The following is a 16,201-nucleotide window of genomic DNA, read 5'->3' on the forward strand; positions in this document are numbered from 1 at the left end:
TTTTTGCCGGATGGAGACTGATTTTCAATGGATGCGCAGGGCACTGCAGCTCGCAGAACACGGCAGGGGAAATGTAAGCCCTAACCCGATGGTGGGTTGCGTTATTGTACACAATGACACAATAATCGGCGAAGGCTGGCACCGGCAATATGGCGGGCCGCATGCGGAGGTTTGGGCTATTGAAGATGCGGAGCAAAAAGGTAATGCCGCACTTTTGCCGGAGGCTACTGCTTTTGTAACACTTGAACCCTGCTCGCATACCGGCAAGACACCTCCCTGCGCCGATCTCCTGATCAGCAAAAGATTGAAAAAAGTAGTGATCTGCAATTCAGACCCCAATCCGCTGGTCTCGGGAAGGGGAGTCCGGAAATTAAGGGAAGCCGCTATTGAAGTCGAAACGGGCATTTTGGAGCAAGAAGGACTAGCGCTTAACAAACGCTTTTTTACAGCAATGACTGAGCGAAGGCCTTACATAATCCTCAAATGGGCAGAAACTGCGGATGGGTTTATAGGGCATTCAGAAGGCCCTCCGGTGCCGATCAGCGGTATGCTTTCCAATATGCGTGTTCATAAATGGCGTACTGAAGAGGATGCAATTCTGGTGGGATATAAAACCGCACTGGCAGATAACCCCAGATTGAACGTCAGGCATTGGGCAGGTAATAACCCGGTCAGGATCGTGCTTGACCGTTATTTACAGCTTCCGGCAAACCTGAACCTGTTTGACGGTTCACAGCCGTCTGTTGTCGTCAACTTCCTGGAAGAAACTGTTTTACCCACAGATCCTGAGCGATATGCTCAGGCCAATGCAGTAAGTTATCTTAAAATCAATTCCGGCGACGATGAGATCCGACAGATGCTGAACGGGCTTTGGCAGCGCAAAATCCACTCGGTTTTTGTCGAGGGGGGAACAACGGTAATCAATGCTTTCCTGCAATCGGGACTTTGGGATGAGATCAGGAGATGCCAGGGAGCGATTTCTATCGGGAAAGGCACGCCTGCACCTTCGCCCAAAGGCATTTATGTACATGCTGAAAAAGTTGAAAACGACCTTTGGACTTATTATTCAAAAGGTTAAACACTCCACAAGTTTTCTTCGTTGGTCCAGATTTCCCAGGCTTTCTCCGCCTGTAACTGCAACATTTTCAAACCATTTTGAACCGCAGCTCCCTGCTCGGCGCCTTTTTTCAAGAACAGCGTTTCGGCCGGATTATAAACCAGGTCATAGAGGTAATGTCTTTTAGTTACCCACTGGTAAGGCAGGTCGGGGCATTCCTCGGTATTGGGAAAAGTGCCCAGCGGCGTCGTATTGATGATGAGCAAATGTTCACGCATCATTTCTTCAGTCACTTCCTGATAAAAAATCGATTCCGTACTTTTTTGTCTGGATACAAGCTGGAACTCCACATGCAGGTCGCGCAACGCTACAACTACTGCCTTTGCAGCCCCGCCATTGCCCAAAACCAAAGCTTTGAAATTACTGCATGATTCACCTCGCTTGTCAAGCCATTCTACGAGCGACTGTCTGAAACCATAATAATCTGTATTAAATCCTTTTGTACTGCCATCTGCATAAATCTTGATCGTATTGACAGCGCCAATCCGCTCAGCCGAAGTGTCGTCCAGATCATCCAGGTATGCGATCACATCCTGCTTATAGGGAATAGTAACATTAAGTCCCCTGAGGTCGGTTTTTTTTGCCAGCAGCGACGGCAAATCTTCCAGTGATTTCATTTCAAATAATTCATAGCTGCTCTCTTTGATTTTTTCGCGAACGAACTTATCAGTAAAGTATCTCTTTGAAAATGAGTGAGTAAGGGGGTATCCGATTAAACCGTATAAATCCATTTTGTTGCCGGCAGGTGCTGTTATGAAGCTGCTAAGTTAGACCAGTGGTGAGGCAATTGCAAAATTTTAATGTGACCAAAAGCCAGTTTGCACGTCTAAGTTGTAGACGTAATCACTGTTTGGTTCGAATAATGTAGAACCAGTTTGTGTAAATACCAACTAGGTTAAAAAAGTTAGCCCGAATTAATTTGTAAAATGTTATCAAATACGGTAGAATTACCTAATATTCTTATCTGAAATTTTATGAAATGGCCCCAACTCTACATCGCAATTGCTTTTCTTTTTTTACTTTCCTCACCATGCTTCTCACAGCAAAAGAGGGATTATAGGCTGATGTTAAGAAGCGGGGCCTTTACGCCCCTGAAGAATATTGGTAACGGCCCGGGGGCAACACTGCGATCTTCTTCTGCACTGGTGGGCCACAAGTCTTTCGTAATCATTCAATTCGAAGAAATACCTGGTCAGGAAGAGCGCGACCGGCTGCGGGCAGAGGGCATTGAACTGCTGGAATACATTCCTAATAATGCTTTTACAGCAACAATTACGGGTTCAGGCAGCCAAAACGCATTGGCAAGAACAAAGGGACGCGCGATCGTTGAACTGACTCCTGAGCAAAAAATGCACGCAGGGCTTGTCCACGGTAACATACCCACCTATGCGATCAAAACCCCCGGTACCGTTCAGGTATGGATCAGCTATCCCAGGTCGTTTACACCAGAAGAGATCAAAGCCGAATTGAAAACCAATGGATTTGAAATTGTTTCCGACCAGCTCAGCGCATACCAGATCCTGGAATTGCAGGTTGCTGCCGACAAATTGAAAGATCTGGCCGGGCTTCCTTTTATACAATATGTACAGCCCAAGCCGCAGGACGACAAGGGATTTAATAACAAAACTTTCACAAACTCCAGAGCGAATGTACTTGCTTCCACATTGCCTGCTGGGCGCGGACTGACTGGCAAAGGGGTAGTTGTTGGTATAGGCGATGAAGCCAATCCTTTACAGCACATCGATTTCAACAGCCGGATCATCAACCGGAACCCTATGGAAGCAGGTGCTCACGGGGTGCATGTGATGGGAACTATGGCCGGCGCCGGGCTCATGAACGAGCGTTTTGCGGGCTATGCCCCCAAGGCTACGATTGTGGTGCAGAGCTACTCGAATATTCTCGCATTCTCTCCCCAGTATGTCAGGGATTTCGGAATGGTCGTCACCAACAATTCTTATGGCGGCGACGTCAATACCTGTGCGACCTTCGGCATTTATGATCTCTATTCGTATATACTGGACAGACAGGCATTTGACCTGCCTTACCTGCAGCACGTATTTGCTGCCGGAAATAGTGGGTTAAAGACCTGCGGCCCGCTGCCGGCCGGCTTCGGGAATTTGTTGGGCGGATATCAGACTTCGAAAAATGTAATCAGCGTCGGGAACACTTCTGAAGTTGGCGTTATCGCAAACGGTTCCAGCAGGGGACCGGTGCGGGACGGACGTATCAAGCCGGAGCTCGTAGCGCAGGGTAGCGGGGTAATGTCGACTATTCCCGTTAACCTCTATGGAAATGGAAACGGAAGCAGTATGTCGTCACCAGCGGTGGCCGGTGGGCTTGCTTTATTGACCGAGCGGTACCGGCAGCTTCATAACAATCAAAATCCGAAAAATGCGCTGCTCAAAGCACTGGTAACAAATGGGGCGGTCGACAAGGGGAACGAGGGTCCCGACTATAAGTATGGGTTCGGGTGGTTGAACCTGCTGCGGTCGTTAAAGATGCTCGAATCGGAAAGTTTTGTAAATGATTCGCTGGAACATAATGCAACCAAAGATTTTACAATTGAAGTCCCTTCCAATACCGCGCAATTGAAAGTCATGTTATACTGGAACGACCCGGCGGCGGCAGTGCTCTCTGAGCAAAACCTTGTACATAATCTCGATCTCAAGGTAGTCAAAGGAGGAAAAACCACTTTACCAAGGCTGTTAGATCCGACTCCGGCCGGGGTGAATAACGTGGCTACGACAGGAGTCGACAATACCAATAATATTGAACAGGTCACGATGAGCGACCCAACCGAAGGCGCTTACACGATCTCCGTGAAGGGAACTTCGGTCGCACAAAACCCGCGACAGGAGTATGTTGTGGTATACGATATCATCCCGAACTCACTTACCTTAACCTACCCCATTGGTAACGAAAGTTTAAAGGACGGTGATGCCATTTACATTCACTGGGATGCATTTGGGAATACTGCAAGCACTTTCACGGTGGAATACAGCGTGAATAACGGCGGTGCCTGGACTACGATCGGGAACAATCTGGCAGCAGCTACCCGGCAGTTTTTGTGGACAATCCCTGCTGGCGTGCGGACTGATCAGGCCAAAGTCAGGGTGACCCAGAATAGCACAGGTGTGCAAAGCACCAGTGAGGCATTTACGATCCTCGGTATTCCGACGCTCACCCTCGCCAATCTTCAATGTGAGGGTTATATCGCATTGGGGTGGACGGCCGTGCCGGGTGCGACAGATTATGAGGTGATGATATTGAAAGGGAGCGAAATGGTTTCTGCCGGTTTCACCGCTTCCACCAGCTATACATTCAGCGGAATGCGCAAAGACTCCACACATGTTGTGACGGTTCGCGCGCGGATGAACGGACATGCAGGAAGGCGCGCAGTCGCTATTTCACGCAAGCCCGACTCGGGTACCTGCAGCGGCGCAATCTCTGATCATGATCTGAAAATAGAATCTATTCTCACGCCCACCGGCTCAGGCAGGCAGCATACTTCTTCGCAATTGAATAATCCGGTTTTTGTTAAAATCAGAATTAAAAATCTGGATGACACGGATTCCAATGCACCTTTTGAGGTAGGTTATGAACTGAACGGAACGCAAATTCCGCTGGAAACGATCACACCATTTATAGAAAAAGGGAAAACCTACGACCACACGTTTTCAGTAGGTGCAGACCTGGCCGGCGCCGCAGATTATACTTTCAAAGTTTACATCCACAGCGTTTCCGATCATGTATCAGCCAACGATACCTTGGTCAAAACCTTCCGGCAACTGCCGAATGAACCGCTCAGCCTTCCCTTTCTGGACAATATGGAGAACCTCCCCGTTCAGACCGTAGTCACCAATCAGACTGGTCTGGCAGGAGATGGCAGGTATGATTTTTCGGCTGATACAGACGCAGGACGGATCAGGACTTTTGTCAATTCCGGGTTTGCCCGTTCAGGTCAGCGGGCGTTGACGCTGGATGCCAACCGTTACTATACAGGCGGAAATACAAATTTCCTTGAAGGGACTTTCAACCTTTCCTCCTATGATATCGACGTTCACGATGTGAGGTTGAATTTCAGTTATAAGAATCACGGTCAGAAAACGAATACTAACAACAAGGTATGGGTTCGTGGAAACGATACTGATCCCTGGATTGAAGCTTACGATCTGTTTGCTAACCAAAATCTGGCGCAGAACGGATACAAAACTTCGCCCGGTATCGAAGTCAGCAATCTGCTCGCGGCGAACGGGAAAAATCTCTCTTCGAGTTTTCAGGTACGGTTTGGGCAGTGGGGGAAATCAATAACGGCTGATTATGTCAGCGGCGCGGGCTATTCCTTCGATGATATCGAGATTTACACGGTTACCGACGACATTCAGGTACTTGCGATGGTTGCTCCCGCAGCTGAAAGCTGCGGGTTGGGCAATGCAGAAGATATTACGGTTAAAATAAGGAACAGTTCGGCCGGGGCACTGACGAACGTTCCGGTTTTTTACCAGCTGAACAATGGAGAAATTGTTTCAGAAGTAATTCCCTCCATCGATAAAAGGACAACCATTGATTTCACATTCTCTCAAAAAGCCGGTTTATCCGCTTTGGGAAACCAGACGGTGAAAGTATGGTCTGCATTTGAGACAGACAGTTACCGGGAGAACGACACAACCCTGCTGGCATTCTACAATGCGCCATTGATTTCAACTTTTCCTTACCTGGAAAATTTTGAGGGCGGGGACGGATACTGGAGTCCAAAGGGCATCAATAGCTCGTGGCAGTACGGGTCACCGGTGTCGGCAGTGGTAAATTCGGCTGCGAGCGGCAGTAAAATCTGGAAAACAAACCTGTCGGGCACCCACAATGATAAAGAAGAATCTTACCTCTACTCGCCATGCTTCCAGGTTGGGGGACTTGCTTCACCCATGCTGAGTTTCAGCGTGATCCTCGATTTCGAAGTGTGCGATCCGAACCCATGCGACTATGTATCTCTCGAATATTCAGGAAACGGGGGTGCCTGGACAAGATTGGGCAGCCCGGGGCAGGGTACTAACTGGTATAATAAAACGTACTCCTCGAAAGGGGCATGGAGTATCCAGGACTACATCCGCTGGCATGTGGCTTCCATTCCTTTGCCCACAGGATTTCAGGATCTTAAAATCAGGTTTGTGATGGTCTCTGACGGTTTTACACACCGCGAGGGGATTGCGCTGGACGATATTCATATTTTCGATAAGGCCAGCAATATTTATGACGAAGGCGCGCTGGCATCTCCCATTGTAAAAACTGTGAACGGAGGAAACGACTGGATCCATTTTACGCAAAACGGAAAGCTGGTGGCCTCTGTTAACCCAAACGGGCAGAACCTGGGAAGTACGGCAGTGCAGACATATTTGCATTCCGGCGCGGTAAGGAGTGCTAATCTGCAATATTACCTCAACCGAAATTTTACTGTTAAACCGGCCAATATCAGTACTGCCGACTTTGTAACTGTGCGCATGTATTTCCTGGAAACGGAAGTTGAAGCACTTCTGGCAGCGACCGGCTGTAATTCATGCGGTAAACCTGCCAATGCATTCGAGTTGGGGATTTCAAAGTACCGTGGTGCAGATAAATCAAAGGAAGACGGAAGTCTGGTAAACAGTACCGAGCTAGGGTGGTCCTTTCATCCCGCCTCCGAATTAGCAATTGTCCCTTACGACAACGGGTATTATGTCGAAATGAAAATGAAGGCTTTTTCAGAGTTTTGGTTGGCAAAAAACTTTATCGGCAATTCTTCCCCACTACCGGTTGACCTTATTCGTTTTGAGGCCCGCAAAAAGACAGGAATGGAAGCTGGCAACGATGTGATACTGGAATGGGAAACTGCCGCAGAGGAAAATTTTGAGCGTTTTGACATTGAGGTGGCAAATGGCAACGATGCGTACAGGAAAGGCCTATTTGTCAAAATCGGAGGAGTAACCGGGGGCGGCAGACTAACCGGAGGCAGGTATGCATTCCTTGATCAGGAGCCGATGAAATCAGGAGCCAGATATTACCGGCTGAAAATGGTCGATGCCGACAGCACTTTCAGCTATTCAATGGTAAGGCCGGTGGTTTTTGATGAAAAAACAGAATGGACTACTTACCCCAATCCGTCAGCTGGGGTATTTTATGTGGTATATCGGGGAGATCCCAGCCAGTCGGTATTGCTGAATATCTATGACCTCAACGGCAGGTTAGTGAAACAGTCTAATGCAAAGGCAACCGGTTTTCTTCAAAAAGAGGAAATAGATCTTTCCTCGCATGCACTTCCGAAAGGTTTGTACATGCTCGAAGTGGCGAATGGGAAGGATAAGCAGACATTCAAGCTGTTGAAAGAATAAATTTTCTCGCTTAACCCGGGGTACACCGTTACTTTTTTTAAAGGCTACGTCTAAATGGATCATTAAACATTGGTCCATCGAAACGTAGCTTTTTTATGTGGTTATTTTACAGATTTAAGGAGTGTGTCTGTTATTTGTACATGCTGCTGTTATTTGCAAGTGCAGCATTTTGTCAGATCCCCGAGCCTCCCAAGGCTGCCCACAGCCCGAACAGTGCCAATCTGGGGATTTTTGGTGATTTTGAAGTCTCCCCATTTACCGGAAAACCAGATATTGGAATTTCCCTGCAAACACTGGAATCCGGCCCGGTAAAAATACCGGTTGCTCTAACTTACGACGCCTCCGGGATCCGGCCTGATATTCACCCGGGGTGGACAGGCATGAATTGGGGGCTATCCACACATTACGCAGTCATTCGGACCGTCAAAGACCAACCCGACGAGGGATTGCCCTCTTCACCTGCTCAGCCCGGTTACTTGCATGCGCCGGTAAGAAACGCCCTGAATTATGGGGCCGCAGATTGGGCGGCAACTGGCAAGCTCGAAAATCTCGGATTCAATGCTCCTTCCTTTGATATGGAACCGGACGAGTTCAGCTTCAATGCGCCAGGACTTAGCGGAAGGTTTTTGATGGGACATGACGGACAGTGGAAAGTTTCCTGCGATCAGGCAGTTAAGGTCGAGCTGATCAGTACTGTTCTGGTTGATATTCCTTTTAAGCCTCCTTACTGGACCGGCAATCTCTGGGACCAGATTAACAATGGGAAATACAATCCTACGATTCAGGGCTTTTACATTACCGATGTGAATGGTACAAAGTATGAATTTGGAGGCACAACGGCCAATATGGAATTCAGCATTGATTTTTTCAATCAGGGTAAGTCAAACTGGATCTGCAATTCCTGGCATCTGAAATCGATAACAAGACACACCGGCCAGACGATCAATTTTACTTACGAACGGGGAAGCTTTGTTGCTCAAATGTATTTCTCGATTTTCAATAAGGCAGCGAGTGTAAATGGCGGCTCGCTCTTTGGTTGCACCAACTGGTCTTCGCTTATCAATGAGTATGGGCCGTACAATGGAAAGCTCATTTCACCAATCTATCTCAAAGAAATTGTTTCGGATAATTTCAAGATCAATTTCATTTCGAGTGAAAGTACGGAGCTGCGCTATGGTGAGGATATTTTCACTACTTATGTTAATAAGATTATCAACTCCGGCGGAAGCAAGCTGGATTTTCTTACTTTTCTGCATAACTGCTACTACCCGGTCTACAATCAAAGCCTTTGTAACAATCCTGCCGAAACACTTACACAGCTCCTGGCCAAGATCAAATGGCGGAAGCTGGACAAAATTCAGGTTCAAAACGGCAGCGGTACCACCGTCAAAGAATTTGAATTGACCTATAACAACCTTGCGACGGAAAGGTTGATGCTGCAAAAAGTCCAGGAAAAGTCGGGTTACAATGCAAGCAAGCTTCCGCCCTATGAATTCTCTTATTTCACAGCTCAGGGCCTTTCTTTGCCCGGCTACTGCAAGTCGCATACCGACCACTGGGGATTTTATAATGGCAAGTTGATTGATGCGGTTAATGATTTCAATGCCGTCGCCAGCTATGGCAGTACGCATCGGGCCCCGGCAGTTAATCAAAATTATTATCGTCTGGGCGCATTGACCCAGATCAAATATCCGACCGGCGGCATTACAAAGTTTTGGTTCGAACCGCATACCTATGCCAAAGAGGTGAAATTGAAACGCTGGGAAGGCGTAGATGCATCTGGATCTAACCAGAAGGCAGGCGGCCTTCGCATCAAAGAAATCCATAGTTATGATCCCGCCACGTCCAATCCCGTTGTCAGGAAAAAATACTTCTATTTGTCTGGGTTTAATCCGGTTAACGCAGATACGACCTCATTGCTTTCCAGCGGTGTACTCGGCGGGAAAACACAGTACTATTGGCCAAACTACATGCCGAAACCTGATGCGCCCAATACAACGGTTTCAGAACAGATTTTTTCAACGCAATCCATATTACCCGCCACAGAAAATAGCCTGGGCGCTCATATTGGCTATTCCAGCGTTATTGAATGGACTTCGGCCGAGGGCTGGACGGTTCATACTTTCAGTAACTTCGATAACGGTTATGCCGATGCGGCGCCGGTCGGTTTTATACAGCCTGGCTCTACGCCTTATCAGCCTTACAACAGCAATGCTTTTAAAAGAGGGAAGCTGATTTCCCGGGAGACTTTTACCAAAAATGGTTCTCCTGTTGCAAAAACAGTATATCAGTACGAAGCAGTAGGCGCTCTCGCTGATTACGCTGCCAGATCGGTTCGGGCGATGCTGACCACGCTATGCAACACGCGGACATATTGTTATGAAGGCACTGCCTATTTCAGCAATATGCAGAAATTCCTGCCGGTACAGGAAGTGAGCACAACTTACGATCAGGATAATCCGGCGCAGAATGCTGTATCCGCAACCCGTACTTACCAATACCAGCCAAACGGACAGCTGCATATCCGGGGACAAACGGACAGCAAGGGCCGGGTATTAAAGACATCATATACCTATCCCTCCAATCTGAACGATGCGATAAGTGCTGGAATGACTGCCAAAAACATCATCGGATTGCCAACTTCTATATTTAATTACACTGGTACCGAGCTGGCGCCGGTGGGACTTAGTCTCCGCAAAATAAATTTCGATCTCTTTAATGGTTTGTACTTACCTAAAAAAGTGGATCGTGGCGTCGGGACGGTTTCACCTATGTCGATGGTCACAGAGATTGAGTTCCTGAGCTACGACACAAGGGGCAATTTGCTGACGTACAAGGATGGCAATGGATCGGTTTCAAAACTGGAATATTATGGCCTGGCAGATATTGGAAAAACAGACCTGTTAAAAAAGAGGACTGCTTTTGAAGGTACGCCGCTGGCTCAATCTGAAAATATCACGCATAAGCCCCTTATCGGAATTGAAAGTAGTTCCGATGTAAACGCTAAGACAACTTTTTACGACTATGACGATTTTAACCGGGCTAAAAATGTCCGTTCAGGTAATGCTGCCGGCCCTGTCCGCAAATCGTACTGCTACAACTATGCGGGACAAGTTGTAGAATGTGCCACGCTCGCACCTTCCGGAAGCATTGCAGCAGCGGAACTGGTGCTCCTCGCGGAAGCAGCTTTGCCGGTCACGCTTCTTGAATTTATCGCATTGAAATTGGAAAATACGAGCCTCCTGAAGTGGTCGACCACGAGCGAGAGCAATAGTGAGCGATTCGATATCCAGCGGAGCCAGGATGGGAAGAAATGGTTGAATATAGGATTCGAGCAAGCAATGGGTGAAAGCGATTCTCTCAAATCCTACACTTTTACCGATCTGAATCCCGCCGAAGGCGAAAACCTGTACAGGTTGAAGATGGTAGATGCCGACAGTACTTTTTCTTACAGTCGCATTCAAAGCGTCGTTTTTGATACGGACGGGACGGTTGAGCTTTATCCAAACCCAGTTACTGTTGGTGAAAGCCTGAATCTGCTGACTAAGGATCCGGGTAAAATCTCTAACATCCGCATTTTCGATACCTCCGGCAAACTGGTTCACCATTCGGTGGCAGCCAGGTCAATCAATATTTCCACGCTGCCTGCCGGACTGTACATGGTTCAGCTAACCTATACCGACGGAAGTATTTCCACGCACCGGGTGGTGAAACAGTGACTTGCAGTCAATTTCTCTCCAAACAAACACTATGAAAAATCGTCATATATACACCCTTTTTGTCCTGGTTTTCCTATTACCGCGGGTTTCTAATTCGCAGCAAACCAATAGCCGCAGTTATGTTATTTCCCGAATCTATAAGCAGTCGGGCAGTGACCCCAATGACATAAGCAAAGTGGTAACCGAGGTGCAGTACATAGATGGGCTCGGTCGTCCGCTGCAAAAAGTCGCGGTTGGTCAAAGTCCTTCCGGAGGTGATTTCGTATATCCCAATGAGTTCGACGCAGCGGGAAGGCAGCCTAAGCAATTTTTACCATATGTGTCTGCCGGAAGCGGCGCTTACCGGAACAATAGCACCACGGATGTAGTAACCTGGTATGGGGCCAATTCCGCGGGGTTGCAAGCCACTGATTTGGCGAGGCCCTATCATGAAAGTTTTTTTGAAGAGTCCCCGGCAAGCCGCATCAGCAAGCAGCGAGCTTCGGGCAACAAAAGCGCCAGCTCGGTTATCAGGTATAAAACCAACGCCACCAACCAGGTGAACCGCTATGATTACGACCCCGTCGCCAAAACGATCGTCCAGGTGGGCCAGTATCCAGCGGGCACGCTGATCTGTGAGAACAGCACGGATGAAGAAGGTCATGTCAGCAACGAGTTCACAGACCTGCTCGGTCAGATAGTTTGCCGCCAGGTGATTGCAGCAGCCGGGAGTACACTATCCACTTACTATGTACATGACGAGCTGGGTTTGCTTCGCGCAATTTTGCAGCCTAACTATCAGGATATCGTGTCATTAACTGACCATGCATTCACCTATGACTACGATGAGCGGGCGCGAATGATCGCGAAGAATGTTCCGGGTTTTGGTAAAACAGAATACGTTTATGACCAATATGACCGTCTGTCGCTATCCCGGGATCCCAGTCAAAAACAAAGGGGCGTATGGGGCTTCACGAAATACGACGCACAAAATCGTCCGGTTGCCGACGGTGAAATTTCCTCTGCATTGACCCGAACCGACTGGTCAGTTGTTGTGGATGCGAATACACAGCATCATGAAGAGCGGAATAATGGTGCCGTCGCTGGTTATACGCTGGATAAAACGGCACCCAAGAATGCGACCGAAGCCAACTTGCTTTCCATCCATTTTTTTGACGACTACGCTTTTTTAAAGGCGGCCAATCTTTCTTATTCCAATGTTTATTATCCGTCGAGTAATGCGAGTGTAAAGTCGCAGCCGACCGGCGGCCGCTTGAGGATGTTGCCCGGAAATGGCGCGACAGGTGGCTGGCTTACCCATAGCGTCTACTATGATGCCGAATATCGCGTGATCCAGATTGTTAAAGAACTGTATGATCTGGGAGCAGGTGGCATTGAACGGCAATCCATGCAATATAAATATGATCTCGCCCCGGTTATCGCAGCGCAAAAAACCGAACAGGTCCTGGGAGGCAATCTCATTAACACGCATCTTGCAACCTATGCCTACGACCATGCCGACCGCCTGTTAAGTGTGAAGGAAAAGGTTACCAATGGCGCCAAGAGCACGGAAGCATTTACTCTGGCGCAACGTTACAATGCATTAGGCCAGCTGCAAAGCAAATGGTTTCATTCTGACGACGGTTCCAAGTTCCGGCTTAAAACAATTTACACTCATAATATCCGCAGCTGGCTGGCAGAGGGTAAAACGGTTTATAAAAAGGAAGAAAACGGACCGGAGCGCTCTTATTACGGCTTCAACCTCGCCTATATCAACGGGGCAAATTATACCAACGGCAACATCAGCCAGATGCAATGGCTTGGCAAAGACGAGGCAGCCTTTACCAAAGGGCTCAGCTTCACTTACGATGGTGCTGACAGGCTCACCGGATCGACGGGTTTATTGGGTTATGCGGATACAGAAAAAAGCATCACGTACGACAAAAACGGGAACATCAAAACGCTCGTCCGGGCTGGTGCGGCAGTTGATAACCTGAGTTATGCGTACACCGGTAATAGGTTGACCGCTGTCACGGACGGTTCGGGAAGTAATGCGGGTGTAAAGAATGGCATAAGCAGCTACACGTATGACGAGAATGGGAATATGACCGGCGATGGCAACCGGGGCGCCACTTTGACTTACAATTATCTGAATTTGCCTAAAACGGTTAAAATCGGTGCAAAGACCTTCACGTATGATTATGATGCGGCAGGCGCAAAGCGAAAATACGTGGCCGATACCCTAACTTTGAAATATGCCGGGATGTTTGAATACCGACAGGTTGGGAATGTCAATAACCTGTACCGGATCGGGTCGGGTGAAGGACAGGTTGTTTACAAGGGAGGGAACCTTGTATTTGAATACTATTTAAAAGACCATCTGGGCAATGTCCGCATTGCATTTAACGACAAAGGGCAAGTTCTGCAAAAGACGGATTATTATCCGTTTGGGCTGAGTATTAACCGGGACGGGGCGGTACCGAAGGTACAGAACTGGGTAAACCGGTATTTGTATAATGAGAAGGAGCTGCAAGTGGGAAGTGGTTACCTGGATTACGGGGCGCGGATGTATATGGCGGAGATTGGAAGATGGGGAGTGGTGGATGGGATGGCGGAGATTTATGAGGGGTGGTCTCCATATCATTATGCGGAAAATAACGCGATCGGCAATATCGACCCGGACGGTATGGCGTCGTTTGGCGTCAATAGGAGTTCAGAAGACGAAAAATCGAATCCTGGGGCCTCGAGTAAGGGTAATCAGGTAATAGGTGATTGCCCAACCTGCCCGAAGGACAAGGCGTATGACATTTACCGGGATTCCGATGCGCTATTTACCTATGACAACAAAACAGGCATTGTGTTCAATGGGGACGGCAGAGGGGCGACAGTTTACGGGACAAAATACAATCAGCAAGCAACCACTATCGGTCTGCCGTTTTGGTATGGTTTACGTGGTATTGAAAATATCCCACAAATAGGCCTGAAAGGAATAAAGTTGGCCGTCACGGTACCTTTGATGGTACTGGCTTTGGTTTTGACTCCGACAACGGTGCAGGCTCCGGGGGTAAATCCGGCAATTGTGTACCATAAAATGCCGCCCAAAGTGCTACCTGGATTCCCAGGTGCAAAAAAAGTACCCTCAAAAAATCAAAGAACAAGGTGGGTTACACCTGATGGTAAAATTTTGGAATGGGATTATCAGCATGGCGATGTGGAAGTTTACGATAAACGGGGTAATCACAAAGGATCAGCAGATCCTAATTCTGGTAGAATGACAAAAGATCCAGTTCCAGGGAGAAAAACTAATAACTGATATGAAAATTAAAAGAGTAATTTTTGTCTACGACAAGACAAATGAAGATTTAATTGATGAAATATTAATTGATATATCTATTGAATCTTTAAAATCCATTTTTACGCCTTATGAGGATGACCCTAATTTAATTATGTCCTATGACATAACAGAAGAACAGACATCACAATTGCAATTATTTAAAAGCATAGATTTTGACTTTTTGAATAACATTTATCAAATGGAATGTTATCAAGAATAAACCAAAATACTTTTGATTAATAATATTTACCCAACGCCTTGGATCACCCGGGGTTGCTTTACGGCAAAAAATTTAGTCAGCAAGCGACCACTATTGGGCTGCCCTTGTGGTATGGTTTAGGCAGTATTACCGGAAATATCCCTCAAATAGGTCTGAAAGGGCTAAAATTAGTCGCCACAGTACCTTTGATGACATTGGCTTTTGTGTTGACGCCGACACCGGCCGGGGAAAATTCGACGGTGGATCAGTATGTTTTGAATTCAAAAGGAGGAAAGCAAAATTTATGGGATGATCAACTCTCACCTCTATCAAACCAACAACTTAAAGAAAAAGAAGCGGCGGCAAAAGGAGCAAAGGATACTCAACTTCAGCAAAAGATAAAAAAAGAGTGGAAAAGGCGAGGGGAATCGAATCAGCAAAAAAGAAACAGCAGAGGTTATTAATAAATAGATCGGAAATGAAAAAAAAATCATTTGACTTACAAACGAAGTCGGGAAATATTTATGAAATTCTTAATTCCAGTAGAAGGAAAGATTTTATAGAAAAATATCAATTCTTTCGAATAGACGGCAATAATGCCTTATATGAACAATGGATATCTGAAAATATGTCATCTACCACCCAAAATAGCGTTATAGAAGATATATTTAAATTGGCAGGCCTGGAATTTCTTATCCATTCATCTATAACAGAGTTTGGACTTAAAGTGCTGTCTGGTAGATATTCATATTTTACAAAACTAGAGTGTTTGGTCTACTATCTGACGGTCGGTGAGCTGCTGGATAGAGATCTTTTCATTAAAGCGGCGAATGTTGCAATTCGATACACGAGAAATGAATTAGTTAAGTTTCAGGCAAATTTGAATCTGGCCAGATACAATGATGACAATATTTATGTTGTTAAAGAATGGCTGATAACCACGCCTTATCCAACACTATTTTATAGAGTGAAAAATCTTCTTTGGCTATTTCCGGAGGACAAGAGGCTTCTTATTGCCAAAGTTTTACATGAAGTACTTTGTTCTAAAGAGTTTTCAAACGAAGTATTACAGGAAATATCATCCGGCATAAAACAATTAGGTAAATAAAGAAGTAGTAGCAAATTTATCATAGCATCTGAGAAACGAAAAAACTAGGTGGTTACTGATCGTATGCGATACAATTTCCCAAGGGCCTTGCCTTTGCTGATACCGCTTGCTTACAGCGTCCTGGACACTTATTTAAAGGGGCCATCGGTGATTGAGGATATTGCGCAGCTTTTGGAGCGGATGGGGGTGTCGAGTGAGGTGCTTAGGGGGCCGAGGCAATTGAACGCAAAGCCAACTCCCAAAACCAATGAAGAGGAGTTTATTAAATTACCAGGGAACCAAGGATATATTCATAAAAAGACAGGTGAAATATATAAAAAGAGCCATACAAGCCATGGGAACGCTGGTAACGTGGGTGAACAATGGAAAGTATGACCCAAAGG

General features: G+C 46.8%; 9 protein-coding genes. 8 read left to right on the forward strand and 1 reads right to left on the reverse strand.

What is annotated here, in order from left to right:
• Window positions 1-10 precede the first annotated feature (10 nt).
• Complete coding sequence (ribD, locus tag FXO21_RS13080; protein ID WP_149640492.1) at window positions 11-1,078, forward strand: bifunctional diaminohydroxyphosphoribosylaminopyrimidine deaminase/5-amino-6-(5-phosphoribosylamino)uracil reductase RibD; 1,068 nt, start codon at window positions 11-13, stop codon at window positions 1,076-1,078.
• Here the strand turns inward: ribD and FXO21_RS13085 are convergent.
• On the reverse strand, window positions 1,075-1,848 hold the full coding sequence (locus FXO21_RS13085; protein ID WP_149640493.1) for a shikimate dehydrogenase family protein: 774 nt from the start codon (window positions 1,846-1,848) through the stop codon (window positions 1,075-1,077). The genes ribD and FXO21_RS13085 overlap by 4 nt on opposite strands.
• A gap of 243 nt (window positions 1,849-2,091) precedes the next feature.
• Between FXO21_RS13085 and FXO21_RS13090 the strand changes: the two genes are divergently transcribed.
• From FXO21_RS13090 to FXO21_RS13120, 7 genes are all read left to right on the forward strand, one after another.
• Window positions 2,092-7,479 (forward strand): S8 family serine peptidase, encoded by a 5,388-nt coding sequence (locus FXO21_RS13090; RefSeq protein WP_149640494.1) that lies wholly within the window; start codon window positions 2,092-2,094, stop codon window positions 7,477-7,479.
• 140 nt (window positions 7,480-7,619) lie between these two features.
• The gene (locus FXO21_RS13095) at window positions 7,620-11,198 is read left to right on the forward strand and encodes a T9SS type A sorting domain-containing protein (protein ID WP_192579214.1); all 3,579 of its coding nucleotides are present in this window, start codon (window positions 7,620-7,622) and stop codon (window positions 11,196-11,198) included.
• A 31-nt stretch (window positions 11,199-11,229) separates the two neighbouring features.
• A complete protein-coding gene (locus FXO21_RS13100) occupies window positions 11,230-14,490 on the forward strand; it encodes a DUF6443 domain-containing protein (RefSeq protein WP_149640496.1) in 3,261 nt (1,086 codons plus the stop codon).
• A 1-nt stretch (window position 14,491) separates the two neighbouring features.
• Window positions 14,492-14,731, forward strand: a complete 240-nt coding sequence (locus FXO21_RS13105) for a DUF7683 domain-containing protein (protein WP_149640497.1) — start codon at window positions 14,492-14,494, stop codon at window positions 14,729-14,731.
• A gap of 38 nt (window positions 14,732-14,769) precedes the next feature.
• Window positions 14,770-15,174, forward strand: coding sequence for a hypothetical protein (locus tag FXO21_RS13110; RefSeq protein ID WP_149640498.1), 405 nt, complete (start codon window positions 14,770-14,772; stop codon window positions 15,172-15,174).
• Window positions 15,175-15,188: 14 nt separating this feature from the next.
• Entirely contained in the window at window positions 15,189-15,818 is a 630-nt protein-coding gene (locus FXO21_RS13115) for a hypothetical protein (protein ID WP_149640499.1), read from the forward strand.
• 63 nt (window positions 15,819-15,881) lie between these two features.
• Entirely contained in the window at window positions 15,882-16,193 is a 312-nt protein-coding gene (locus FXO21_RS13120) for a hypothetical protein (protein ID WP_192579215.1), read from the forward strand.
• The last annotated feature ends 8 nt before the right edge of the window (window positions 16,194-16,201 follow it).

Source organism: Dyadobacter sp. UC 10 (assembly GCF_008369915.1).
Classification (GTDB): Bacteria; Bacteroidota; Bacteroidia; order Cytophagales; family Spirosomataceae; genus Dyadobacter.

What these genes read in the sequence shown, in the direction of transcription:
- ribD (WP_149640492.1), top strand. Translation starts at nt 11, where the DNA reads ATGGAGACTGATTTTCAATGGATGCGCAGGGCACTGCAGCTCGCAGAA.
- FXO21_RS13085 (WP_149640493.1), bottom strand. Translation starts at nt 1,848, where the DNA reads ATGGATTTATACGGTTTAATCGGATACCCCCTTACTCACTCATTTTCA.
- FXO21_RS13090 (WP_149640494.1), top strand. Translation starts at nt 2,092, where the DNA reads ATGAAATGGCCCCAACTCTACATCGCAATTGCTTTTCTTTTTTTACTT.
- FXO21_RS13095 (WP_192579214.1), top strand. Translation starts at nt 7,620, where the DNA reads ATGCTGCTGTTATTTGCAAGTGCAGCATTTTGTCAGATCCCCGAGCCT.
- FXO21_RS13100 (WP_149640496.1), top strand. Translation starts at nt 11,230, where the DNA reads ATGAAAAATCGTCATATATACACCCTTTTTGTCCTGGTTTTCCTATTA.
- FXO21_RS13105 (WP_149640497.1), top strand. Translation starts at nt 14,492, where the DNA reads ATGAAAATTAAAAGAGTAATTTTTGTCTACGACAAGACAAATGAAGAT.
- FXO21_RS13115 (WP_149640499.1), top strand. Translation starts at nt 15,189, where the DNA reads ATGAAAAAAAAATCATTTGACTTACAAACGAAGTCGGGAAATATTTAT.
- FXO21_RS13120 (WP_192579215.1), top strand. Translation starts at nt 15,882, where the DNA reads ATGCGATACAATTTCCCAAGGGCCTTGCCTTTGCTGATACCGCTTGCT.